This window comes from Streptomyces sp. NPDC051207 (assembly GCF_040682395.1).
Taxonomy (GTDB): domain Bacteria; phylum Actinomycetota; class Actinomycetes; order Streptomycetales; family Streptomycetaceae; genus Streptomyces.
Window position 1 is genome coordinate 157,229 of record NZ_JBFBAX010000006.1, and the last position, 23,615, is coordinate 180,843.

21 protein-coding genes and 1 tRNA gene are annotated in these 23,615 nt (G+C 73.2%); 9 read left to right on the top strand and 13 right to left on the bottom strand.

Translation table 11 applies throughout. The features are described from left to right. Positions 1-62: 62 nt before the first annotated feature. Complete coding sequence (locus AB0M97_RS08875; protein ID WP_365960047.1) at positions 63-539, top strand: GNAT family N-acetyltransferase; 477 nt, start codon at positions 63-65, stop codon at positions 537-539. A 52-nt stretch (positions 540-591) separates the two neighbouring features. Here the strand turns inward: AB0M97_RS08875 and AB0M97_RS08880 are convergent, their stop codons facing one another. The 8 genes from AB0M97_RS08880 to galU all read right to left on the bottom strand — a co-directional run bounded on the left by AB0M97_RS08880 (position 592) and on the right by galU (position 7,195). Continuing rightward, entirely contained in the window at positions 592-1,392 is an 801-nt protein-coding gene (locus tag AB0M97_RS08880; RefSeq protein WP_365960048.1) for an alpha/beta fold hydrolase, read from the bottom strand. A 121-nt stretch (positions 1,393-1,513) separates the two neighbouring features. Next, positions 1,514-1,587, bottom strand: a tRNA-Ala gene (locus AB0M97_RS08885). Positions 1,588-1,695: 108 nt separating this feature from the next. Continuing rightward, complete coding sequence (gene glpR / locus AB0M97_RS08890) at positions 1,696-2,976, bottom strand: gephyrin-like molybdotransferase receptor GlpR (protein WP_365960049.1); 1,281 nt, start codon at positions 2,974-2,976, stop codon at positions 1,696-1,698. Positions 2,977-3,149: 173 nt separating this feature from the next. Beyond that, complete coding sequence (locus AB0M97_RS08895; RefSeq protein ID WP_365960050.1) at positions 3,150-3,785, bottom strand: GNAT family protein; 636 nt, start codon at positions 3,783-3,785, stop codon at positions 3,150-3,152. Positions 3,786-3,802: 17 nt separating this feature from the next. After that, positions 3,803-4,369: a MogA/MoaB family molybdenum cofactor biosynthesis protein gene (locus AB0M97_RS08900; RefSeq protein WP_365960051.1), complete on the bottom strand. Its 567-nt coding sequence runs from the start codon at positions 4,367-4,369 to the stop codon at positions 3,803-3,805. Continuing rightward, a complete protein-coding gene (gene moaC / locus AB0M97_RS08905) occupies positions 4,366-4,878 on the bottom strand; it encodes a cyclic pyranopterin monophosphate synthase MoaC (RefSeq protein ID WP_365960052.1) in 513 nt (170 codons plus the stop codon). Before moaC ends, AB0M97_RS08900 begins: the two co-directional genes overlap by 4 nt. Before the next feature lie 84 nt (positions 4,879-4,962). Next, positions 4,963-6,288 carry a gephyrin-like molybdotransferase Glp gene (glp, locus tag AB0M97_RS08910; protein WP_365960053.1) on the bottom strand — a complete coding sequence of 442 codons (1,326 nt, stop codon included), beginning with the start codon at positions 6,286-6,288 and terminating at the stop codon, positions 4,963-4,965. A gap of 4 nt (positions 6,289-6,292) precedes the next feature. After that, positions 6,293-7,195: a UTP--glucose-1-phosphate uridylyltransferase GalU gene (gene galU / locus AB0M97_RS08915; RefSeq protein ID WP_365960054.1), complete on the bottom strand. Its 903-nt coding sequence runs from the start codon at positions 7,193-7,195 to the stop codon at positions 6,293-6,295. A gap of 94 nt (positions 7,196-7,289) precedes the next feature. Here galU and AB0M97_RS08920 point away from each other — a divergent pair, with 94 nt between their 5' ends. Then, on the top strand, positions 7,290-7,904 hold the full coding sequence (locus tag AB0M97_RS08920) for a 5-formyltetrahydrofolate cyclo-ligase (protein ID WP_365960055.1): 615 nt from the start codon (positions 7,290-7,292) through the stop codon (positions 7,902-7,904). A gap of 79 nt (positions 7,905-7,983) precedes the next feature. Here AB0M97_RS08920 and AB0M97_RS08925 read toward each other — a convergent pair whose 3' ends face one another. Continuing rightward, positions 7,984-10,815 (bottom strand): penicillin acylase family protein, encoded by a 2,832-nt coding sequence (locus tag AB0M97_RS08925; RefSeq protein ID WP_365960056.1) that lies wholly within the window; start codon positions 10,813-10,815, stop codon positions 7,984-7,986. Positions 10,816-11,092: 277 nt separating this feature from the next. Here AB0M97_RS08925 and AB0M97_RS08930 point away from each other — a divergent pair, with 277 nt between their 5' ends. The 5 genes from AB0M97_RS08930 to AB0M97_RS08950 all read left to right on the top strand — a co-directional run bounded on the left by AB0M97_RS08930 (position 11,093) and on the right by AB0M97_RS08950 (position 16,683). After that, positions 11,093-12,658, top strand: coding sequence for a potassium/proton antiporter (locus AB0M97_RS08930; RefSeq protein ID WP_365960057.1), 1,566 nt, complete (start codon positions 11,093-11,095; stop codon positions 12,656-12,658). Between the two features lie 294 nt (positions 12,659-12,952). Beyond that, positions 12,953-14,239 carry an MFS transporter gene (locus AB0M97_RS08935; protein ID WP_365960058.1) on the top strand — a complete coding sequence of 429 codons (1,287 nt, stop codon included), beginning with the start codon at positions 12,953-12,955 and terminating at the stop codon, positions 14,237-14,239. Positions 14,240-14,306: 67 nt separating this feature from the next. After that, positions 14,307-14,621, top strand: coding sequence for an FmdB family zinc ribbon protein (locus tag AB0M97_RS08940; protein ID WP_365960059.1), 315 nt, complete (start codon positions 14,307-14,309; stop codon positions 14,619-14,621). A 295-nt stretch (positions 14,622-14,916) separates the two neighbouring features. Then, a complete protein-coding gene (locus AB0M97_RS08945; RefSeq protein WP_365960060.1) occupies positions 14,917-15,759 on the top strand; it encodes an S-methyl-5'-thioadenosine phosphorylase in 843 nt (280 codons plus the stop codon). Positions 15,760-16,119: 360 nt separating this feature from the next. Next, a complete protein-coding gene (locus AB0M97_RS08950; protein WP_365960061.1) occupies positions 16,120-16,683 on the top strand; it encodes a hypothetical protein in 564 nt (187 codons plus the stop codon). An 81-nt stretch (positions 16,684-16,764) separates the two neighbouring features. Here the strand turns inward: AB0M97_RS08950 and AB0M97_RS08955 are convergent, their stop codons facing one another. After that, positions 16,765-16,965, bottom strand: a complete 201-nt coding sequence (locus AB0M97_RS08955; RefSeq protein WP_365960062.1) for a hypothetical protein — start codon at positions 16,963-16,965, stop codon at positions 16,765-16,767. A 48-nt stretch (positions 16,966-17,013) separates the two neighbouring features. Here AB0M97_RS08955 and AB0M97_RS08960 point away from each other — a divergent pair, with 48 nt between their 5' ends. Beyond that, entirely contained in the window at positions 17,014-18,054 is a 1,041-nt protein-coding gene (locus AB0M97_RS08960) for a P1 family peptidase (RefSeq protein WP_365960063.1), read from the top strand. 265 nt (positions 18,055-18,319) lie between these two features. Continuing rightward, complete coding sequence (locus AB0M97_RS08965; RefSeq protein ID WP_365960064.1) at positions 18,320-19,066, top strand: DUF6227 family protein; 747 nt, start codon at positions 18,320-18,322, stop codon at positions 19,064-19,066. A gap of 50 nt (positions 19,067-19,116) precedes the next feature. Here AB0M97_RS08965 and AB0M97_RS08970 read toward each other — a convergent pair whose 3' ends face one another. From AB0M97_RS08970 to AB0M97_RS08980, 3 genes are all read right to left on the bottom strand, one after another. Then, complete coding sequence (locus AB0M97_RS08970) at positions 19,117-21,279, bottom strand: fructose-specific PTS transporter subunit EIIC (RefSeq protein ID WP_365960065.1); 2,163 nt, start codon at positions 21,277-21,279, stop codon at positions 19,117-19,119. Positions 21,280-21,688: 409 nt separating this feature from the next. Further along, positions 21,689-22,636, bottom strand: coding sequence for a 1-phosphofructokinase (pfkB, locus tag AB0M97_RS08975; RefSeq protein WP_365960066.1), 948 nt, complete (start codon positions 22,634-22,636; stop codon positions 21,689-21,691). After that, positions 22,633-23,394 carry a DeoR/GlpR family DNA-binding transcription regulator gene (locus AB0M97_RS08980; RefSeq protein WP_365960067.1) on the bottom strand — a complete coding sequence of 254 codons (762 nt, stop codon included), beginning with the start codon at positions 23,392-23,394 and terminating at the stop codon, positions 22,633-22,635. The genes pfkB and AB0M97_RS08980 overlap by 4 nt, the downstream gene beginning before the upstream one ends. Between the last annotated feature and the right edge of the window lie 221 nt (positions 23,395-23,615).

Consider the following 23,615-nt stretch of genomic DNA (forward strand, 5'->3'; position numbering starts at 1 on the left):
CGGCACACTGGACGGGATCCTGCCCTGGAACGACTCGAATGAATTGATATACGGTGCCCAGCATGAACATTCGCAGCGTCGCCTTCGACCACCCCGACGCCGTCAAGCTGAACGACATGGTCCAGGCCGAGTACGACGTCCGCTACGGAGACGGCGGCGACGCCACCCCGCTCGACCCGGCCGACTTCCGGCCGCCGAACGGTTTGTACCTGATCGCGTACGACGCGTACGACTCCCCCGTCGCCACGGGCGGCTGGCGTGCCCAGGAGGCGAGCGAGGAGGGCTACCGGGACGGCGACGCCGAGCTGAAGCGGATGTTCGTCATCGAGGAGATGCGCGGGCGGGGCCTGGCCCGCCGCATCCTGGCCGCCCTGGAGGAGGACGCCCGCGCGGCGGGCCGCACCCGCATGATCCTCGAGACCGGCACCAAGCAGCCGGAGGCGGTGGCGCTCTACACCTCCAGCGGCTACGAGCCGTGCGAGAAGTTCGGCTACTACCGCTTCCACCAGGACAGCCGCTGCTACGCCAAGCGCCTGTGACCCCGCGCCACGGCCAGGCGAGCAAGCCGGTCACGGCCGGGCGGGCGCCCGCTCAGACCTTCCGCAGGAACTCCAGCAGCGCGGCGTTGAACCGCTCGGGCTGCTCGGCGCCCGGCAGGTGACCGGCGTCCTCGATGACGCACCGGCCGGCGTGCGGCACGAGCCGGCAGATCTCCTCGGCCTGCGCGACCGGCGTGTAGACGTCGTCGGCGCCGACCACGACCAGCGTCGGCACGTCGACGGCGGGCAGGCTGTCCCGGTAGTCGGGGCGTTCGGACCGCCCGCGCAGAGCGGCGGCGGCGCCCCGCGGGTCGGTGGCCCGCATCATCGCCAGGACCCGCGCGGCCACCTCGGGCAGGGCCGTGACGTTGTAGTCGGCGAGCATCTTGCCGATGACCTCGTGCGCGTAACCGTCCATGCCCTCGGCGAGCAGCCGGTCGGCGAGGCGGTTGCGGACGTCCCGGCCCTCCTCGGTCTCGGCGGGGGCGGAGGTGTCGGACAGGACGAGGGCCCGCACCCGCCCGGGATACCCGCGGTGGAACTCCATGGCGATCTGCCCGCCCATGGAGACGCCGCCCACGACGGCGCGTTCGATGCCGAGGTGGTCGAGGAGGGCGGCGAGGTCGTCGGCGAAACCGGACAGCAGCACCGTGCCGGGTGTGACGTCGCTGTCCCCGTAACCCCGCAGGTCCGGCAGGACCACCCGGTACCCGGCCGCGACGAGCGCCCGGGCCTGCGGCTCCCACAGGGTGCGGTTGAAGGGGTGGCCGTGGATCAGGGCGACCGGCGTCCCGTCCGAGGGGCCGAGGTCGTCGTAGTGGAGCGTGGCGCCGTTCAGGGTCGTGCTGCTCATCTCGGCTGTCCCTCGTGTCGTGGGCGGGCGGGGGCCTCGCGGGTCCCCGGGAACGACAAAGATCCCGCCCGATCTTTCGATCGGACGGGATCTTCTCAACTGCCTTCGGCAGTTGTTGCGGTGGACCTGAGGGGATTTGAACCCCTGGCCCCCTCGATGCGAACGAGGTGCGCTACCGGACTGCGCCACAGGCCCTTGCAACGAGTGGAACTTTAGCACCCCGGTCGGCCTGCTTGGAAATCCGTTCCGGGCCGGCGGAGGAAGGGGCGCTGGTGGGGCGCCCCTGCGGGCGCCGGCCCGCGCCTACTCGTTGGCGGCGCGCGGCCGGCCCCCGTCCTCGTACTGGTCGAACAGCGGTGTCCGGCCCCGCTCGCGCGCCCGGCGGGCGGACGCGGCGCGGCGGGCGTCGCCGCGGTCGTCGCCCTCGCCCCGGTCCTCGGCGTGGGGCTCGGCGCCGGACGCGGCGGCTCCGGCGGGGGGTTCCGCCTGCTCGGCGGCGGCGTCCGCCGCTGCCGTCTCGTCCTCCCGGCCCCGGGCGGCGGCGCTCGAACGGGCCGAGCTCCACGCGTCCGGTCCCGCGAGGTCCACGTCGGCGGTGGCGCGCGGCGCGACCGGCGCGGTCACGTACGTCGGCAGCGGCACCGGCACCGGGTCCCAGCTCTCGCCCTGCCCGGGCAGCGGCTGCCGCTCGCGCTGCTGGTCGACCCACTCGGCGTGGTCGGTCTGCTCGACGAGCGCCCGGCGGTCGGCGGCGAGCGCCGACAGGCCCGGGTCCGCCTCCGGGGCGGGTCCTTCCTCCGGTTCGTCGGCCACGGTCTCGGCGGCCGGCCGGCGGCGCGGCTGGCGCTGCCGCTCGCGCAGCCGCTGTGCGGCGGCCTCGGCCCGGCGGCGGTCCATCTCGTACGTGAAGCGGCGGCGTTCCTGCGAGCGCAGGTAGGCGATGTAGCCGCTGAGCAGCACGGCGGGCACGCCGGGCGCCCACAGGAACGTGAGCCCTCCGACGGCGGCGACGATCGCGCCGACGGTGAAGGCGAGGAACAGCACGACCGTGGTGCGCCGGCGGCGCGCGAGCACCTTCGAGCGCCGGGCGCGCGCGGCTGCCGCCTGCGCGGCCTGTACCGCCTGCGGCGACGGCTCGCGTCGGGCGGCCGGAACGCGCCCGCGCTCCGGGGCGGTGGTGACCGGTTCGGGTGCCGGGGCGGACGCGTGTGCGTGCGCCGGTCCGGCCGTCCGGTCCCGCTGGTCCCGGGTGGCCGGTTCCGGCCGTTCGGAGGCGGGCGGGAAGACGGGCACCTGGGTGTGGAGGCGGGTTTTGGCCACGGCGAAGGCCCGGACGTCGACCGATTCGGTGACGGCGTCCGGGTCCTGGACGTCGTACTCCACCTCCTCGGCGGAGCGCGCCCGCAGGTCCTTGGCGTACCGGCGCTCCATGGCCGCCCGTCCGGACAACAGCCGGATGGCGGTGCTGAAGCGTTCCGTGGGACGGGCCTCGTTCAGCTCGTCCTGCCTACGGAGCCACATGGGCACCAAGTAGGCGGCCCAGGCCCCGACGATGACTGCGTAGATGAGGCCGCTGCTGCTCACGCCTCACACGGTAGAGGGGTTTGCGTGAGGCCATCCGCCAATTGCGCCGGTGTGTCGCACGATCTGGCTGATACTTCGAACATTTTTTGTGACCAGCGTGATCAGCAGACTGCCCGAGACGCGAATTCGAGGCACCGAGCCGGTCACCCCGCCGAGCAATTTCGAACGTTTATTCAATTACCGGGTCCGTGCGCGATTCCCGGGTTGCGCGGCTCGTTCCGCGAGCGTGTGCGGTGCCAGCGCCTGAGCAGTCCTTCGGGGACCTCTTCCGCCGTCAGGGCGAAGACCAGATGGTCGCGCCAGGCTCCGTCGATGTGGAGATAACGCGGGCGCAGGCCCTCCTCGCGGAATCCGAGTTTCTCCACGACCCGGCGGCTGGGCCCGTTCTCGGGGCGAATGCAGACCTCGACGCGGTGCAGGCCGACCGTGCGGAAACAGTGGTCCACGACCAGCGCGACGGCCGTCGGCATCACCCCGCGGCCGGCCACCGCCTCGTCCACCCAGTACCCGACGTGCCCCGAGCACATCGAGCCCCAGGTGATTCCGGCCACCGTCAGCTGGCCCGCCAGCCGCCCCTCGTACTCGATGACGAACGGCAGCATCCGGCCGGCGTTCGCCTCCGCGCGCAGGTGCCGGACCATCTGGCGGTAGGTCGGCCGGTGCGTGAACGGACCGCCCGGCGTGGGCGGCGGAATCGTCGCCTCCCACGGCCGCAGCCAGTCCCGATTGCGCCGGTTGACTTCGCGCCACGCCCGCTGGTCGCGCATCTTTATCGGCCGGAGGAGGACATCGCCGTCCACCAGCTCCACGGGCCAGGACGGGCTGTTCAGCTGGCACCCCCCGGAGGTGCCTCCCAGGCCCTTGGGGCACTGGGGGAGGGTCTGGGGTGGTCGCCGCCGCGGATCTGGTCCACGGCGTGGATCAGCAGCGGCTCCAGGACGGCCAGGCCGTCCTTCACGCCGCCGGTGGAGCCCGGCAGGTTGACGATCAGCGTGCCGCCCGCCACCCCGGCCAGGCCCCGGGACAGCGCCGCGGCCGGCACCTTGTCCCGGCCGTACGCGCGGACGGCCTCGGCGATTCCCGGCACCTCGCGGTCGATCACCCGGCGGGTCGCCTCCGGCGTGCGGTCGGTGGGCGAGATGCCCGTGCCGCCGGTGGTGACGACCACGTCGTAACCGGCCTCGACGGCCGCGCGCAGGGCGGCCTCCACGGGGTCGCCGTCGGGCACCACCTGCGGGCCGTCGACCGCGAACCCGAAGCGCCCGAGGCCCTCGGCGACCAGCGGGCCGCCCCTGTCCTCGTAGACACCGGCGGCGGCCCGGTTGGAGGCCGTGACCACCAGTGCGCTGTACGGCGCCGACAGCGCCCCGCCGGCCGGCGCGCCGAGCGTCATGACCGGCTCCAGTCGCCCGACTTGCCGCCCGTCTTCTCCTCCACCCGCACGTCCGTGATGACCGCTCCCTTGTCGACCGCCTTCACCATGTCGATCACGGTGAGCGCGGCGACCGAGACCGCGGTGAGCGCCTCCATCTCGACGCCCGTGCGGTCCGTGGTCCGCACCGTGGCCAGGATCTCCACGGCGTCGTCCGCGACCGACAGGTCCAGTGTCACACCGGACAGCGCGAGAGGGTGGCACAGCGGGATCAGGTCGGGGGTGCGCTTGGCGCCCATGATGCCCGCGATGCGCGCCGTGGCCAGCGCGTCGCCCTTGGGCACGCCCTCACCGCGCAGCAGTTCCACCACGCGGGGCGAGACCAGGACGCGGCCGGAGGCACGGGCGGTGCGCGCGGTGACGTCCTTGCCGGACACGTCGACCATGCGGGCGGCGCCCGCCTCGTCGATGTGCGTCAGCCGGTCCTGCTCAGGGGGTCCGGGGGTCGCCCCCCGGGAAGGCACAGTCATGATCGTGGCGCTCCCGGTCCGGGCCCGGCGCGGTGCGGCGCGCGGGCCTGTTGTGCGCGACACGGTACCGCCACCCCGGGGCGCTCAGCCGAGCAGGACCACCTCGACGTCGGCGCCGGGCTCGACGGTCTCGGTGTCCTCGGGGACGACGATCAGCGCGTCGGCGTGCGCGAGGGCGGCCACCAGGTGGGAGCCGGCGCCGCCGACCGGGGTGACGCCGCCGTGCGCGTACCTGCCGCGCAGGAACTGGCGGCGGCCCCTCGGGGAGGTGAGCGCGGTGTCGGCGGTCAGCTTCGCGCGGGTGCGCGGCCGGTGCACGTCGGTGAGGCCCATGAGGGTGCGGATCGCGGGGCGGACGAACAGCTCGAAGGAGACGTACGACGACACCGGGTTGCCGGGCAGCGCCAGCAGCGGGGTGTGGTCGGGGCCGATGGAGCCGAAGCCCTGGGGCTTGCCGGGCTGCATGGCGAGCCTGCGGAACTCCACGCCGCTGCCGGGCTCGTCCGCGTCGCCGACGGACGACAGCGCCTCCTTGACGACGTCGTACGCCCCGACGCTGACGCCGCCCGTGGTGACCAGCAGGTCGGCGCGGACCAGTTGGTCCTCGATGGTGGAGCGCAGGGTCTCGGCGTCGTCGGCGACCGCGCCCACCCGGTAGGCGATGGCGCCGGCGTCGCGGGCTGCGGCGGTGAGGGCGAAGCTGTTGGAGTCGTAGATCTGACCGCTGCGCAGTTCCTCGCCGGGCTGGACGAGTTCGCTGCCGGTGGACAGCACGACCACGCGGGGGCGCGGGCGCACCCGGACCGTGCCGCGGCCGATCGCGGCGAGCAGCGCGATCTGCGGCGGGCCGAGGACGGTGCCCGCCGTCAGGGCGCGGTCGCCCGCCCGGACGTCGCTGCCCTTCGCGCGCACGTGCGCGCGTGCCCGCGCCGGGCGGTAGACGTGCACCTGCCCGGTGGCGCCCTCGGGGGCGAGGCTGCCCGCGCGCATGCCGGACACGCCGGGGCCCTCGCCGAGGCCGCCGTCGGTCCACTCGACGGGGACGACGCTCTCCGCGCCGGGCGGCAGCGGGGCGCCGGTCATGATGCGGGCGGCCTGGCCGGGCCCGACGTGCAGCAGGTCGGCCTGGCCGGCCGCGACGTCCCCGACGACCTCCAGGACGGCGGGGAACTCCTCGCTCGCGCCCGCGACATCCGCGACCCGTACCGCGTACCCGTCCATGGAGCTGTTGTCGAACGGCGGCAGGGAGACCGGCACCGTGACGTCCTCGACGAGGACGCAGCCGAGGGCGTCGAGGAGGTTCAGCTCGATGGGTTCCAGGGGGCGGACGGTCGTGAGGACGTCCTCCAGGTGCTCGTCCACCGACCACAGCTGGTCCTGGCCGGTGACGCGGGGCGCGGCGCTGCTCAACGGGCTACATCTCCTCGGCTACGAAACTGCGGAGCCAGGCCTGGAAGTCCGGGCCCAGGTCTTCACGTTCGCACGCGAGTCTGACAATGGCACGCAGATAGTCGCCGCGGTCTCCGGTGTCGTAGCGGCGGCCCTCGAAGACGACGCCGTGCACCGGGCCGCCGACCTTCTCGTCCTCGGCGAGCTGCTGGAGGGCGTCGGTGAGCTGGATCTCGCCGCCGCGGCCGGGCTCGGTCTTGCGCAGTATGCCGAAGATGTGCGGGTCGAGGACGTAGCGGCCGATGATGGCGTAGTTGGAGGGGGCGTCGGCCGGGTCGGGCTTCTCGACCAGGCCGCTGACCTTGACGACGTCGCCGTCCTCGGTGGCCTCGACGGCGGCGCAGCCGTAGAGGTGGATCTGCTCGGGGGCGACCTTCATGAGCGCGACGACGCTGCCGCCGCGCTGCTCCTGGACCTCCACCATGCGCCGCAGCAGCGGGTCGCGCGGGTCGATGAGGTCGTCGCCGAGCAGGACCGCGAAGGGCTCGTTGCCGACGTGCGGCGCGGCGCACAGCACGGCGTGGCCGAGGCCCCTGGGGTCGCCCTGGCGGACGTAGTGCATCGTGGCGAGGTCGCTGGACTCCTGGACCTTGGCGAGGCGTTCGGCGTCGCCCTTCTTCTCCAGGGCCGACTCGAGTTCGTAGTTGCGGTCGAAGTGGTCCTCCAGGGGGCGCTTGTTGCGGCCCGTCACCATGAGGACGTCGTCGAGACCCGCGGCGACGGCCTCCTCGACCACGTACTGGATCGCCGGCTTGTCCACGACCGGCAGCATCTCCTTGGGAGTGGCCTTGGTGGCCGGCAGGAACCGGGTGCCGAGGCCTGCTGCGGGGATGACAGCCTTGCTGATCCTGGGGTGCGACTGAGTCATGCCCGCCACCTTAACCGGTGCCTTTGTGTGGAATTCGCAGGTCCGGTTGTTTGGCTCTCATATGAACACAATTGCAACGGTACGGGGAGCGACCATGAGTCACGGCACACGCGGGTCCGAGCCTGACAAGCGAACGTTGCGGCGCGAGATCCTCGCGGTGAGGAGCAGGTTGACGGCCGATGACGTGCGGGAATCGGAGGCGGCGCTGGCCGGGCAGGCGCTCGCGCTGCCCGAGTTGGCCACCGCGTGCACGGTGGCCGCGTACGTCTCCGTGGGAAGTGAACCCGGCACGCGCGCACTGCTGGACGCGCTCCGCGCGCGGGGCGTACGCGTCCTGCTGCCGGTGCTGCTGCCCGACAACGACCTGGACTGGGGCGAGTACGGGACGCGGGACGCCCTCGCGCGCGTGCGGCACGGCGGGAGGATGGCGCTGTACGAGCCCGCCGGGGAGCGTCTGGGTCCCGAGGCGGTGACCGGCGCCGACGCCGTGCTGCTGCCGGGCCTCGCCGTCGACGCGCGCGGGATGCGGCTGGGGCGCGGCGGCGGCTCCTACGACCGTGTGCTGGCCCGGCTGGAACGCGCGCGGGCGCGTCCGGCGCTGGTGGTGCTGCTGTACGACACGGAGGTCGTCGAGCGCGTCCCCGCCGAGCCGCACGACCGGCCGGTGCACGCGGTGGTGACGCCGTCGGGGATCCGGCGCTTCCGCTGACCCGGGAGGGCCAAAGGGCTTGCGCCGTGAACGCGGAAACGGCCTCCACGCGCGCGTGGAGGCCGTTTCCGTCAGGTGCTCACGGCTTCAGCAGCAGCGTGTCGCTCGTGCTGTCCGCGACCGCCTTGTCCGAGAAGCGCCACGGCAGCAGGTCGCCCTTGGCCCACTTGCCGGTCTGGTCGGTGTAGTGGGAGCTGTAGGCGTGCCCGGAGGCGCCGCCGAGGTTGATCCAGCGCGACTTGTCGAGGTCGCCGAGGTTGACCACCATCCGCATCGACGGCACCCACACGACGCCGTAGCCGCCGGCCGCGTTCCAGCCGGTCGCGTTGACCGCCGCCTCGCCGCCGCTGAGCTTCCACGGACCGCGGTTGAGGACGTACTGCAGGAAGCCGGGGCCCTCGGTGCCCAGCGTCTGGTTCTTCAGGAACAGGCGGTGCAGCCGGCCCCAGCTCCAGGATTCGATGTCCTTGCCGAGCTTGGCGGTCAGCTCCCAGCGGGCGTCGATCATCGCCCGCTTGAACAGCTCGTCGCGGTTCTCGGCGCCGGGGCGGGTGCCCGCCCGGGACGTCTTCCACCAGTCGCTGTCCTCGTCGTCCATGAGGGCGCGCACGACCTCGAACCAGCGGTCGCCGCCGTCGGGCTGCGCCTGGTCGGCGTCGCGCAGGCCGCACTCGCGGACCTTCTCCGCCTCGTCGGCGGGACCGGTCGTGTTGACCGGCTCCACCCACAGGCACTGGCCCTTGACCCGCAGCTCCTTGGGCAGCTTGTTGCCGAAGGCGAGCTTGAGGACGTTGCGCCACACCGAGTTGAAGTACGCCGCCGCCGCCGAGTCGGCCTCCTGGGTGTAGTCCCAGCCCTCCAGCAGCTTCTGCGCCTGGCGGACGTCCGGGTCACCGACGTCGATCTTCAGCATCTGGGGCACCAGCAGCTTGGCGATCTCACTGCTGTTGTCCATCTGCATCTGCCGCATGTCGTCGGTGGAGATCTTGCCGCCGTCCTTGGTCTTCGCCTGGATCAGGTCGGTGATCCGCTGGCTGCGGGTGCCGTAGCCCCAGTCCGTGGTCAGCGTGTACGGGTAGTCGTCCGCGCCGACCACGGCCTGGTTGGCGGTGACGATGTAGCCGCGCTCCGGGTCGTACTCGTGGGGCAGTTCGTCCTGCTCGATGTACGTGCCGGTCCAGCGGTAGCGGGGGTCCCAGCCCGGCGCCGGGATCGACCCGTCGTGGCCCTCGGCGCGCACCGGGATGCGGCCCGGCAGGGTGTAGCCGATGTGGTTCTCGGTGTCGGCGTAGACGAGGTTCTGCGACGGCACGTCGAACAGGGCGGCGGCCTTGCGGAAGTCGCTCCAGCCGCGTGCCCGGTTCATCGCGAACACGGCGTCCATGGTGGTGCCGGGCTCCAGCGCGGTCCAGCGCAGCGCGACGCCGTAACCGTCGCCGCGGTCGGGCGCGGCGGTGTCGACGGTGGCCCGCTTGCCGACCCGCACCAGGTCGTTGTTGCGGTCGGACAGCAGGGGCCCATTGTTGGTCTCGCGGACGACGATCTTCTCGGCGGCGCCGCCCGCGACCTTGATGGTCTCCTCGCGCGTGGTGAAGGGGCGGACCTTGCCGTCGTACAGGTAGCCGTCGCCGGTGATCTTCTCCAGGTAGAGGTCGGTGACGTCGACGCCGGAGTTGGTCATGCCCCAGGCGATGTCGCGGTTGTGGCCGATGACCACGCCGGGCATGCCCGCGAAGGTGTACCCGGAGACGTCGTACTGGCACTTGGCGGAGACGCTGCGGCAGTGCAGGCCCATCTGGTACCAGACGGACGGCAGCGAGGCCGACAGGTGCGGGTCGTTGGCGAGCAGCGGCTTGCCGGTGATGGTGTGCTCGCCGGAGACGACCCAGGCGTTGGAGCCGATGCCGTTGCCGTTGACGCCGACGGCGGTGGGCAGGTCGTCCAGGACGTCGTACAGGCCGCCGAGCTGGCTCTGCAGGCCGGTCGCCGCCGGGTCGCCGGCCGCCGCGCCGGCCGTGGAGGCGTCACCGGCCGCGGTGCCGCCCGTCGCGGTGCCGCTGCCGCCCGCGCCGCCCACCGTGCCCGTGCCCGAGCCAGTGCCCGCGCCCGTACCCGTGCCGCCGCCCTGCTGGAAGGTCTGCGTCAGCTCGTCGTACTGGCCCTCCTGCACGATCGCCTTGTTGCGGCCGTACGGGTAGCCCGGGTACAGGTCGGCGATCTGCTTCGGGCCGAGGCGGCTGGTCATCAGGGCGCGGTCGATCTCGTCCTGCATGTTGCCGCGCAGGTCCCAGGCCATCGCCTTCAGCCAGGCGATCGAATCGACCGGGGTCCACTTCTGCGGCTTGTAGTCGTTGCTGAGGCCGAGCGCCGCGTACTCCAGGGAGAGGTCCGCGCCGTCCTTGCCCGCCAGGTACGCGTTGACTCCCGCGGCGTAGGCCCGGAGGTACTTCTTGGCGGCGGCCGACAGCTTGGTGTCGTACTCCCGCTGCGCGACCCGGTGCCAGCCGAGGGTGCGCAGGAACTCGTCCTTCCGGACCTGGTCCTTGCCGAACATCTCCGACAGGCGTCCGGCCGTCATGTGGCGGCGCACGTCCATCTCGTAGAACCGGTCCTGCGCCTGGACGTAGCCCTGCGCCATGAACAGGTCGGTGTCGGAGGAGGCGTAGATCTGTGGGATGCCGTGGCCGTCGCGTCTGACGTCCACGGGCCCTGACAGGCCGTCCAGGCTGATCGAGCCCTTGGTCTGAGGGAAGGAGGCGCGGACGGTGCTGATGGACCAGTACGCGCCGTAGGCGACGCCGCCCACGAGCGCCAGCACCAGAACGAGCACGATCAGGCGGGCTCTGCGCCCCTTCTTCCTGCCGGACTTGCCGGGCTGCTGACCCGTGGAGGCGGTGGTGTTCGGGGGCATCGCTGTCCTTGCTGTCCTAACGCGAGCGGCAGGTCGGGCTGTGCTTTTAACTGAGCGCTGGAGCAACGATAGGCGCAGGGGCCGTCGGCACTTGACGCGGAGTCGGGAACGGGCACGGACGGACGTTCGATCTTCCCCTCCGGGAGTGTCAAGAAATCGTCAAGAGTTAGGTAAGGTAACGAAGTAGTTGGCTGCGGTTCGCCGCAGTTTCGTGTGCGATGTACGTGCTCACGCGTGCGTGCGCGGGTCCGTGCCCACGCGTGTGTGCGCCACGACCGTGGTGCTCACGCGTGCGTGCGCGCAGCCAGGAAGGAAACGGCCGCTGACTGTCCACGACCTCAACCAGCTCCTGCTCGTCTGCTCGCTCGTCCTGCTCGTCGCCGTCGCAGCGGTCCGGATCTCCTCGCGCAGCGGGCTCCCCAGCCTGCTCGTCTACCTGGCCATCGGCGTCGCCATGGGCCAGGACGGCATCGCCGGCATCCACTTCGACAACGCCGAACTCACCCAGGTCATGGGATACGCGGCCCTCGTGGTGATCCTGGCGGAGGGCGGCCTCGGCACGAAGTGGTCGGAGATCAGACCGGTGCTGCCCGCGGCCTCCGCGCTGGCGCTGGTGGGCGTCGCGGTGAGCGTCGGGGTCACGGCGGCCGGGGCGCACTACCTGACCGGCCTCGAATGGCGTCAGGCCCTCATCATCGGGGCGGTGGTGTCCTCCACGGACGCCGCGGCCGTCTTCTCGGTGCTGCGCAGGGTGCCCCTGCCCGCGCGCGTGACGGGCACGCTGGAGGCCGAGTCCGGCTTCAACGACGCCCCGGTGCTCATCCTGGTCGTCGCCTTCTCCACGGCCGGCCCGATCGAGCACTGGTACGTCCTGATCGGCGAGATCCTCCTGGAGCTGGCCATCGGCGCCGCGATCGGCCTCGCGGTGGGCTGGCTCGGCTCCTTTGGACTGCGGCACGTGGCGCTGCCCGCCTCCGGCCTCTACCCGATCGCCGTCCTGGCCATCGCCGTCACCGCGTACGCGGCGGGCGCCATGGCGCACGGCAGCGGCTTCCTCGCCGTCTACCTCGCCGCCATGATGATGGGCAACGCGCGACTGCCGCACTGGCCCGCCACCCGCGGCTTCGCCGAAGGGCTGGGCTGGATCGCGCAGATCGGCATGTTCGTCCTGCTCGGCCTGCTGGTCACGCCGCACGAACTGGGCGACGACATCGTGCCCGCCCTCCTCATCGGCCTGGTGCTGACCATGGTGGCGCGCCCGCTGGGCGTCGTCCTCGGCCTGCTGCCGTTCCGGGTGCCCTGGCAGGAGCAGGCCCTCATGTCCTGGGCCGGGCTGCGCGGCGCCGTCCCCATCATCCTGGCGACCATCCCCATGGTCGAGGGCGTCGCCGGCAGCCGCCGGATCTTCAACATCGTGTTCGTGCTGGTCGTCGTCTACACCCTGGTCCAGGGGCCGACGCTGCCGTGGCTGGCCCGCAAGCTGCACCTGGGCGACGACGCCGAGGCCGCCGACCTCGGCATCGAGTCGGCGCCGCTGGAGCGTCTGCGCGGGCACCTGCTGTCGCTCTCGATCCCGAAGGACTCGCGCATGCACGGCGTCGAGGTGGGCGAGCTGCGGCTGCCGCCGGGCGCCGCCGTCACCCTCGTGGTGCGCGACGGGCAGTCCTTCGTGCCGATGCCGACGACCGTGCTGCAACGCGGCGACGAGCTGCTGGTGGTCGCCACCGACCCGGTCCGCGACGCCGCGGAACGCCGCCTGCGCGCGGTGGGCCACGGCGGCAAGCTGGCGGGCTGGCTCGGTGCGAACGGGGCGGCGCGCCGGGCCCGGGGCGACCGCAGATAGGTCACCGAGCCGTCGGTGCTATCGGTGACATCCGTGGGATCGAGGCAGTAATCGCAGGCAGGGACTCTGGTGGTGCTCCTTTTCACAAGGGCCGGCCCGCTCGATACCTGTAAGATGAAAGCGTCACCCAGATCGAACCAACTCTGCCTGACGCAGAGCTGGCGCGACCGTATGGCGGCCGGCACACCCCTGAAGCGGGCCCGGTATCCACCGCAGTTCCGCGCAAGAGGACAGCTCTCGGCGCCGCCCCCGTACGAAGGGGCCGCGCTACCAGGCGGCAGAAAGGCACGGGCCGTGGCGACCACGGTCACCTCGTCGAAGAACTCGGCGGCGGCCTCCCGCCCGGGCTACCTCCAGCTGCTGCGCACCCGCGGCGCCTGGACGTTCCTGCTCCCCGGCTTCGCGGCACGCCAGCCGTTCGCGATGCTCACCATCTCCATCGTGCTGCTGGTGCAGCACACCACCGGCTCGTACGGCGCGGCCGGCGCCGTCGCGGCCGTCACCGGCGTCTCCATGGCGCTGTTCGCCCCGTACACCGGCCGGCTCGCCGACCGCTACGGGCAGCGCTCCGTGCTGCTCCCCGGCGTGCTCCTGCACACCCTGTCGGGCCTGACCCTCACCGCGCTCGCCCTCGCGGACGCTCCCCTGTGGGCGCTGTTCGTGGCGGCCGTCCCGACCGGAGCCTCCGTGCCGCAGGTCGGCCCCATGGTCCGCGCCCGCTGGGGCGTCACCCTGAAGGACTCGCCCCTGATGACGACGGCGGCGGCCTTCGAGTCCGTCACGGACGAGCTGACCTTCGTCGTCGGGCCGCTGCTGGCCACGGCCCTGTGCACGGCCGTCCACCCGGCCGCCGGGCTGGTCACCGAGGCCGCGCTGACCCTGATCGGCGGTCTGCTGTTCGCCGCCCAGAGGGCCACCCAGCCGTCCGTCGCCCCGCGCGGGCACGCACGCGTGCAGCACGCGTCCGCACTGAGCGTCCCCGGCGTGCGCGTGCTGATCGTGACGTTCCTCGGCATCGGGTCCGTGTTCGGCGGCATGCAGGTCTCGCTCGCCGCGTTCAGCGAGTCGATCGGCGAGCCTGGCCTGAACGGCGTCCTGTACGGCGTCTTCGCCGCGGGCAACATGGTCTCCGGCATCGCCTGCGGAGCCGTCGTCTGGAAGACCGCCCCGCACCGGCGCCTCGTCGCCGGGTACACCGCGCTCGCGCTGGCCGCGTCCGGCCTGTGGGCCGCCCACTCGGTGCTCGTCCTCGCCGGGCTCGGCCTGCTGGTCGGCATGTGCATCGCGCCCGCGCTGATCACCGGCTACACCCTGGTCGAGCGCCTGGTTCCGGCCGGGGCCCGCACCGAGGCGTTCACCTGGCTGACGGGCGCCGTGGCGCTCGGTCAGGCGGCTGCCGTCACGGTCGCCGGGCAGCTCGAGGACCACTACGGGAACGGTGCCGGTTTCCTGGTGCCGGCCGGCGGCACCCTGCTCGCCCTGATCACCCTGGTGGCGCTGCGCTCCCGGCTGGTGTCGCGCTCCCCCCGGCGCACGGTCGCACGTGGCGTCGGTCACCGCGTGCCGGTGGCAGTGGACTGAACGGCCGGAATACGTCAGTATGGAGCGTCGTTAGCACTCATCGAGTGAGAGTGCCAGGAGGAAGACAGTGCCGACCTACCAGTACCAGTGCACCGAGTGCGGCGAGGGCCTCGAGGCGGTGCAGAAGTTCACCGACGACGCCCTGACCGAGTGCCCCGGCTGCCAGGGCCGCCTGAAGAAGGTGTTCTCGGCGGTCGGCATCGTCTTCAAGGGCTCCGGCTTCTACCGCAACGACAGCCGCGGCTCCTCGTCGAGCAGCTCGCCGGCGTCCTCGACGTCGTCGTCTTCGACGTCTTCCTCGTCGTCTTCGACGTCTTCCTCGGACTCGGGCTCGTCGTCGTCGGGCTCGGGCAGCTCTACGAGCAGCAGCACCGCCGCGTAGCGGTTCACGCGGACGCCGACTTCTTCATCGGGATCCTGCCGGCTCCCTACCGGACCCTGTCGCCCTTGGGCGGTGGGGTCTTCGGCGTTTCTGGGGCGGCTTGGGGCGGCTGGGGTAGGGAGGGCTGGTGCTGCCGGGCGGCGGCGGCCTTGGTGGTCGCGGCGCGGCTGTGGACGGGAGGATCTGTCGCTGCCGGGCGGCGGCCTTGGTGGTCGCGGCGCGGCTGCGGTCGGGAGGGCCTGTCGCTGCCGGGCGGCGACGGTTCGGCACTCTTGGGACGGCTAGGGTCGGGGGCATGGCGAACAAGGCGAACGCCGAGATCGGCGTGATCGGCGGCTCCGGTTTCTACTCGTTCCTGGACGACGTGACCGAGATACAGGTCGACACCCCCTACGGGCAGCCCAGCGACTCCCTCTTCCTCGGCGACGTCGCCGGCCGGCGGGTCGCCTTCCTCCCCCGGCACGGGCGCGGCCACCATCTGCCGCCGCACCGCATCAACTACCGGGCCAACCTCTGGGCACTGCGGTCCGTCGGCGTGCGGCAGGTCCTCGGCCCGTGCGCGGTGGGCGGGCTGCGCCCCGAGTACGGACCGGGCACGCTGCTCGTGCCGGACCAGCTCGTCGACCGCACCAAGTCCCGCGCCAACTCCTACTTCGACGGACTGCCGCTGCCGGACGGCACGGTGCCGAACGTGGTGCACGTGTCGCTGGCCGACCCCTACTGCCCCACCGGGCGCGCCGCCGCGCTGAAGGCGGCCCGCGGCCGGGACTGGGAGGCGGTGGACGGCGGCACGCTCGTCGTGGTCGAGGGGCCGCGTTTCTCCACCCGCGCCGAGTCGCTGTGGCACCAGGCGCAGGGCTGGTCCGTGGTGGGCATGACCGGCCATCCCGAGGCCGCGCTCGCCCGTGAGCTGGAGCTCTGCTACACCTCGCTGACCCTGGTCACCGACCTCGACGCGGGTGCCGAGACCGGCGAGGGCGTCTCGCACGACGAGGTGCTGCGGGTCTTCGCGGCGAACGTGGACCGGCTGCGGGGCGTGCTCTTCGACGCGGTGGCCGCGCTCCCGGCGACGGAGGACCGGGACTGTCTGTGCAGGTCGGCGCTGGGTGGGATGGATCCGGGGTTGGCGCTGCCGTAGGGGTGGGCAGGGCGGGGTCCGAGGGCCGAGGGTCGAGGGCCGGGGCCGAGGGTCGGGGCCGAGGGTCGGGGAGGCGGAACGGCTCGTTCGGGTGGCGGAGTTTTCCACAACCGGTGAGTAGCGCACGGGGCCCGGCGGGCGGCGGCGCGCAGCCGCATCGTGGACCCGAAAGCCGAACGCCTCGTCGCTGGTGGTGGTCCCGTGCCCTTCGCTCAGTCCCCGTACCCGTCCTCGTCCTCGTCCTCGTCCTCGTCGTCGTCTTCGTCTTCGTCGCCTTGGTCTCCGTCTCCATCTGCGTCTGCGTCTGCGCAGTGGAGTTACCGCCCGGCCCTGTACTCACCGTCTCCCTCCTCGGGCTCGGTGGCTCCGTCGGCCGCCTGCTCTCCGCACGCACCGGGTGCCGACGCCCCGCCCACCTGCGAGGTGCCGCACTTCCCTCCGGTGCGCGTGCGCGGCGGCCGGTACGGGCTGAGCCGGCTCGTACGGCATCGGCGGCGGGCGGTGGCGGCAGGCCTCGCCGTCACGGCGGCGGCCCTGGTGGCGGCGGGCCCCGGAGACACCGAGCGGGCCCGCGGTCGTCCAGGCGACCCGGCGCCACCCGGCTCGGCCGCACCGGCGGCGGATCGTCCGGTACGTACGCAGCGCGCGGCCGGACTCGTGACGGCGCCGGTGCGGATCGCCGACGCGGCGACGGTACGGCTGCTGCGGCCGGGTGACCGTGTCGACGTCATCGCCGCCGGGGAGACGGCGACGGGCGGCGCCGCGCGGGTGGTCGCGCGCGGGGCGCGGGTGACGAAGGTGCCGGAAGCTCTGGACGACCCGGCCGGGAGCGGGGCGCTGGTCGTGCTGTCGGTGCCCCGCTCGACAGCGGCCCGCCTCGCGGGAGCGAGTGCCACGGCCCGGCTGGCGGTGACGCTGTGGTGAGCCCAGCAGACCGGGCCGACATCCCGGCCCCAAGTGGTGGAACGGTGTCTGGGCCTGCGGGTGGTGGGGCGGCGCCGTGTCCTACAGGTGGTGGGGCGGCTTCTCGTCGAGGAAGCGCTTCAGGTCGGCCGCGCTGTCCCGGTCGCGGTCGCCCCGGTCGCCCCAGCCGCGGTCGGTGTCGTCCGACGACTGCTGGTCCAGCGGGTCGTCGAAGATCAGCGCGGGTTTCGGCTCACGCGGCTCGGGGTCGGGGGCGGTGCCTCCGCCGGGGGTGTTGCTCATGCCTCCAGAGTACGGGGCTGCCCCGGCGGCTGGACGACACTGGGCGCCATGACAGTTGACGCAGTGACGGACGTGGCCGGCGTGCGGGTGGGGCACGCGACGCGCATCGGGGACGGCTGGCTCACCGGCACCACGGTCGTGCTGGCCCCGGACGGCGGGGCGGTCGCCGCGGTGGACGTGCGCGGCGGCGGCCCCGGCACCAAGGAGACCGACGCCCTGGACCCGCGCAACCTGGTGCGGAAGGTCGACGCGATCGTGCTCACGGGCGGCAGCGCCTACGGGCTGGACGCGGCGTCCGGCGTGATGGCCTGGCTGGAGGAACAGGGACGCGGGGTGCGGGTCGGGCCGGACCCGTCCCATGTCGTGCCCGTGGTGCCGGCGGCCTGCGTCTTCGACCTGGGGCGCGGCGGCGACTTCCGGGCCCGCCCGGACGCGGCCACCGGCCGGGCCGCGGTGGAGGCGGCAGCGGCGAGCGCGCCCGGCGCGGCCGTGCCGGAGGGGTGCGTGGGCGCCGGTACCGGCGCGGCGGTCGGACAGCTGAAGGGCGGGGTCGGCACCGCGAGCACGGTTCTCGCCCCGGGCATCACGGTGGCGGCGCTGGTGGTGGCCAACGCGGCGGGGTCGGCGACGGACCCGGAGACGGGGGTGCTGTACGGGGAGATGTTCCAGGGCCGGGTGACGTATCCGGAGGGGCCGGTCCACGAGGCGGCGTGCCGGCGCCTCGTGGAGATCGCCGCGAGCAGCGGCCCGCCCCCGCTGAACACGACGCTGGCCGTGGTCGCCACGGACGCGGACCTGTCCAAGTCACAGGCGCAGAAGCTGGCGGGCACGGCCCACGACGGCATCGCCCGTGCCGTGCGCCCGGTGCACCTGCTCAACGACGGGGACACGGTCTTCGCGCTGGCGACCGGGCAGCGCCCGCTCGACGCCGGCAACCCGCTCGCCCTGAACGCGGTCCTCGCCGCGGGCGCGGACGTGGTGACCCGGGCGATCGTGAGGGCGGTGCGGGCGGCGGAGCCGGTGTCGGGGCCGGGCGGGACGTGGCCGTCGTACGGGCAGTTGTACGGGCAGCTCCACGGGGGGCGGTGACGTGCGCTTTCGCGCCGCGGCCGGGCGGTGACGAGTGCGGGGCGGGCCGCGCTCCGGGCGGGGACGCCGCCCGGGCGCGACCCCGGCATCGTGCCAAGTCCCTTGCCGACACGGGGTTTTGACGGTATGCCGGACACTGCGGGAAATTCACGCACGGTTCGAGTGTTTTTCAAGCCTACGTTTTCTCGGTTACTGGACACGATGTCCGATCGAGGGGCTACGGTATGCACCCACAAGGTGACATGCAGCAACGCCGGGAGAGACCTTGAGCGTTCCGTACGAGATGGCAGCGTACGAACCACCCGAGACGCCCGAGTCTCCGGAGGAGCATCTGGCGCGGCTCCTCGGACGTGCCCTGAACTCGTTCGAGTTGCCCGACGACGTGGTGCGGCAGCTCGACTGCGCACTGGCCCACGACAGCTCGCTGCACTCCGCGCACCACAGCGCGGGCCTGCACCGGGAGACGTACCGGCACACCTGGCTGCTCGTGGACGGTTCGGCGCTCACGCTGTGGGAGCTGGTCCACAACACCGTGCCGGGCGGCGAGGCGCAGCACGAGGTCTACGCGGACGAGGAGGAGCTGCGGTCCGCCACGGCGCGGCTGTCCCTGCCGCCCGACGCACCGGACTTCGAGCTGCCGGTGGTGGTGCAGTGGTCCGCGCTGCCGGCGCCCCGCCACGCGTACGTCCCGGACGATTCGGCGGACCATGCCCGCCGGCTGCTGCGCCGCGCGGAGAACGCGGACCGGCCCGGTGGGGAGACGGCCGAGTTACTGACTGCGGCGTTCGCGCATCAGATCACGCAGGCCTTCGGCAACCCCGGCCGAGCGGCGCGTGCCGGGCTGTGCTTCGCGCTGTACGAGCACGCCTTCCTGCTGCGTGACGGCAGGGAGGTCTCCCTGTGGGAGGTCGAGCACACGGCGACGCCGGACGGCCGGCACATGTGCGAGGTGTACGACTCGGAGGACGCGGCGCGGGACGCGATGGAGCGGCGGGCGGCGCAGGTCTCCTGACTGGCACGGGCGCGCAATGAGCCTGCGCCACCACGGTTTGCCCGGGGTGCCTACGCCGCGACTGTCTGCTTGGTGTGCGGCTCGGGGGACGATGACGTGCCGTCGCCGGTGCCCGGGGTCGTGACGTCCGGCGTGGGCCTGCGCAGGCCCTTGAGGAGGACGACCAGCGCGGTGGTGACGCAGACGCCGGCCGCGATGGCGATCAGGTACAGGAACGGGTTGCCGATCAGCGGGACCACGAAGATGCCGCCGTGCGGGGCGCGCAGCGTGGCGTCGAAGGTCATCGACAGCGCGCCGGTGACCGCGCCGCCCGCCATGGAGGCGGGGATGACGCGCAGCGGGTCGGCCGCGGCGAACGGGATGGCGCCCTCGGAGATGAAGGAGGCGCCGAGGACCCAGGCGGCCTTGCCGTTCTCGCGTTCGGTGCGGTTGAACAGCCTGCCGCGGACGGTCGTCGCCAGGGCCATGGCCAGCGGCGGGACCATGCCGGCCGCCATCACCGCGGCCATGATCCGCATCGCGGAGTCGCTCGGGTCGGCGACGGCGATGCCGGCGGTGGCGAAGGTGTAGGCGACCTTGTTGACGGGGCCGCCGAGGTCGAAGCACATCATCAGGCCGAGCAGGGCGCCGAGCAGGACGGCGTTGGTGCCGGTGAGGCCGTTCAGCCAGTCGGTCATGCCCTGTTGGGCGGAGGCGATGGGCTTGCCGATCACGACGAACATCAGGAAGCCGACGATCGCCGAGGAGATCAGCGGGATCACCACCACCGGCATGATGCCGCGCAGCGCCGCCGGGATGCGCACCTTCTGGATGCCGATCACCACGGCACCGGCGATCAGGCCGGCCGCGAGGCCGCCGAGGAAGCCCGCGCTGATGGTGAGGGAGATCGAGCCGCCGACGAAGCCGGGGACCAGACCCGGGCGGTCGGCCATGCCGTAGGCGATGTAACCGGCCAGCACGGGCACCAGGAAAGCGAAGGCGACGCCGCCGATCTGGAACAGCAGCGCGCCCCAGCTGTCGGCCTGCGACCACGCGAAGTGGTCTGTCACCGACGGCGCCTTGTTGATCTCGTAGCCGCCGATCGCGAAGCCGAGGGCGATGAGCAGGCCGCCCGCCGCGACGAACGGGACCATGTAACTCACGCCGGACATCAGCCACTTGCGCAGCTTGGTGCCGTAGCCCTCGCCCGCGTCGCCGCCGCGTTCGACCGGCGTGGGCGCCGAGCCGGAGGTGACCTCGCCGCGCGCGGCCTTCTGCCGTACGTGGGCGATGAGTTCGCCGGGACGGTTGATGCCGGCCTGTACGCCGACGTCGACGGTGGGCTTCCCGGCGAAGCGTTCCTTCTCCCGTACGGGGACGTCGTGGGCGAAGATCACGCCGTCCGCCGCCGCGATCACGGCCGGGTCGAGCGGGGTGAAGCCGGCCGAGCCCTGTGTCTCGACGACAACCTCGACGCCGGCCTCGCGGCCCGCGTTCTCCAGCGATTCGGCCGCCATGTAGGTGTGGGCGATACCGGTGGGGCAGGAGGTGACGGCGACGACACGGAATGGGCGCCCGTCCTGGCCCGACGTCGGGCTGGTGGTTTCCGTGCCTGCCGGGGCGCGGGTGTCCGTGGCAGTCGGGTGGGTGGTGTCCGTGGGGGTCGAGGTGGTGGTGTCCGTGGCGGCACCGGCGGAGGCCGCCACCGGTGCCGCCACGGAGTCTTCGGTGGAGCCGGATGTGCTGGGGGCATCCCCGGCCCGCTCAGCCGCCCCGGCCGCGCCCCCCTCAGGTTCGTCACCGCGGATCAGTGCTGCGGCGGACGACGCGTCGCGTGCCGAGCGCAGGGCCGTCGTGAACTCGGGGTTCGTCAGCTTCCGGGCCAGGGACGACAGGATCGTCAGGTGGGCGTCGTCGGCGCCGGCCGGTGCCGCGATCAGGAAGATCAGGTCGGCGGGGCCGTCCGCCGCACCGAAGTCGACCCCGGCCGGGCTGCGCCCGAACGCGAGCGTCGGTTCGGTCACGTGGGTGCTGCGGCAGTGCGGGATGCCGATGCCGCCGTCGAGCCCGGTCGGCATCTGCGCCTCGCGGGCGGCGACGTCGGCGAGGAAGCCGTCGAGGTCGGTCACGCGGCCCAGGGCCACCATGCGTTCGGCGAGCGCGCGCGCCGCGGCTTCCTTGGTGTCGGCGGACAGGTCGAGGTCGACCAGTTCCGCGGTGATCATGTCGCTCATCGCGGGCTCCTTCGCTCGCGTATCGCCCGGGGAGAGTCGTGGGCGGGGAGGGGGACGGGGGTGCGGTGGGGGCTTGCGGGGTCACCGGGGCAGGCGGTGGCAGCGGGGCTGGGCAGGCAGCACCTCACGGTGACGGCAGCGGGGCCGGGCAGCCGGCGCCCCGCAGTGGCTGCGGCGCCTAACAGGAAGGCCCCCCGTCGCACGCCGGACGCGGTGGCCAGGGATGCCGGGGCTGCGGGGTTGGCCGGGGCTCCAGGGCCGGACCGAGCTGCCAGGGCTGCCCGAGTCGCCAGGGCTACCAGGGCTACCGGAGCTACCAGGGAGGCCGTAGCCGCCAGGGTTGCCGATGCGGCCGTAGCGGCCCGAGCCACCGGGACGGCCGGAGCTGCCGGGACTGCCCGCCAAGACGTCACGTCACCGCCTCCTTCAGCGGACGGTCCACCGGAACGTCCGCCGTGACCGTGACCCCCGACGGATCGAGGTCCGCCGGGCCCGGCATCACGCTGCCGGGCAGCTGCACGGCCGCCGCGCCGTGGGCGAGCGCGGAGGCGAGCGCATCCGGGCCGGTGCCGCCGGCGATCAGGAAACCGGCGAGGGAGGCGTCGCCCGCGCCGACGTTGCTGCGTACGGCGCTCACGCGGGCGGTGCCGAACCAGGCGCCGGCGTCGTCCACGAGCAGCTGGCCGTCGGCGCCGAGGCTGGCGAGGACGGTGCGCGCGCCCCGCTCCCGCAGTTCCCCGGCCGCCTTCACCGCGTCGCCGACGGTGGCCAGGGGGCGCCCGACGGCCCCGGCGAGTTCCTCGGCGTTCGGCTTCACCACGTCGGGACGCTCGCGCAGTGCCCGGAGCAGCGCGGGCCCGGAGGTGTCGAGCGCGATCCGGACGCCGACGGCGTGCGCGCGGGCGACCAGCTCGGCGTACCAGGAGAGTGCGAGGCCGCGCGGGAGGCTGCCGCAGCAGGCGATCCAGGCGGCGTCGCGGGACTGCTGCCGGACGGTCTCCAGCAGCAGTTCCTGCTCGGCGGCCGTCAGTTCGGGGCCGGGCGCGTTGATCTTCGTGAGGACGCCGTCCGCCTCCGCCAGGGCGATGTTGGAGCGGGTGGCCCCGGCGACCGGCACGGGCGCGACCTCGATGCCCTGCGCGTCGAGCAGGTCGGCGACGAGCGCGCCCGGCGCGCCGCCCAGGGGCAGGACCGCGACCGTGCGCCGGCCGGCGGCGGCGACGGCCCGCGAGACGTTGACGCCCTTGCCGCCCGGGTCGACGCGCTCGCCGGTGGCGCGGACGACGGCGCCGCGGTCGAGCGAGGGCACCTCGTAGGTGCGGTCGAGGGACGGGTTCGGGGTGACGGTGAGGATCATGCGCGTACTACTTCCGTGCCGCCGTGTTCGATGGCGGCGGCGTCCTGCGGGCTCAGGCCGCTGTCGGTGATCAGCAGGTCCACGTCGTTCAGGCCGCCGAAGCGGGCGAAGTGCTCCTGGCCGTGCTTGGAGGAGTCGGCGAGCAGCACCACCCGGCGGGCCGCGGCGACGGCCGCGCGTTTGACGGCGGCCTCGGCGAGGTCGGGGGTGGTCAGGCCGTGCTCGGCGGAGAAGCCGTTGGCCGCGACGAAGAGGACGTCCGCGCGGATCTCGCCGTACGCGCGCAGCGCCCAGGCGTCGACGGCGGCGCGGGTGCGGTGCCGGACGCGTCCGCCGACCAGGTGGAGCTGGATGCCGGGGTGGTCGGCGAGACGGGCCGCGATGGGCAGGCTGTGGGTGACGACGGTGAGGGCGGACTCCAGCGGGAGGGCCGCGGCCAGGCGGGCGACCGTGGTGCCGGCGTCGAGGATCACCGTGCCGTCGGCGGGCAGTTCGGCCAGGGCGGCCTTGGCGATGCGGTCCTTCTCGCCGGCCGCGGTGGACTCGCGCTCGGCGAGGTCGGGCTCGAAGTCGAGGCGCCCGACCGGGATGGCGCCGCCGTGCACCCGGCGGACGAGCCCGGCGCGGTCGAGGGCCTTCAGGTCGCGGCGGATGGTCTCCGCCGTCACCTGGAACTCCTCGGCCAGCGACAGCACGTCGACCCGGCCGCCGTCCCGGGCGAGCCGGAGGATCTCCTGCTGCCGCTCCGGTGCGTACATGTCCGTTCGCCTCCGACTGGTGCCCGAACCTGTGGTTTCCCCGGGAGACTAAGCCCGGATTTCCGGAAAGTAAACAAGCTCGGGCTCAATCGGGCATGAGCGGGCTCCGCTTAGTGTCCGTTCCAGCCGTTCCCTGCCGTAAGGCCCGGCCTCGCCCTGCCGAAGGGTCCGGCTCGCCCTGCCGACCGATTCAGCTCGCCCTGGCGCAGGGCCCGGCCCTC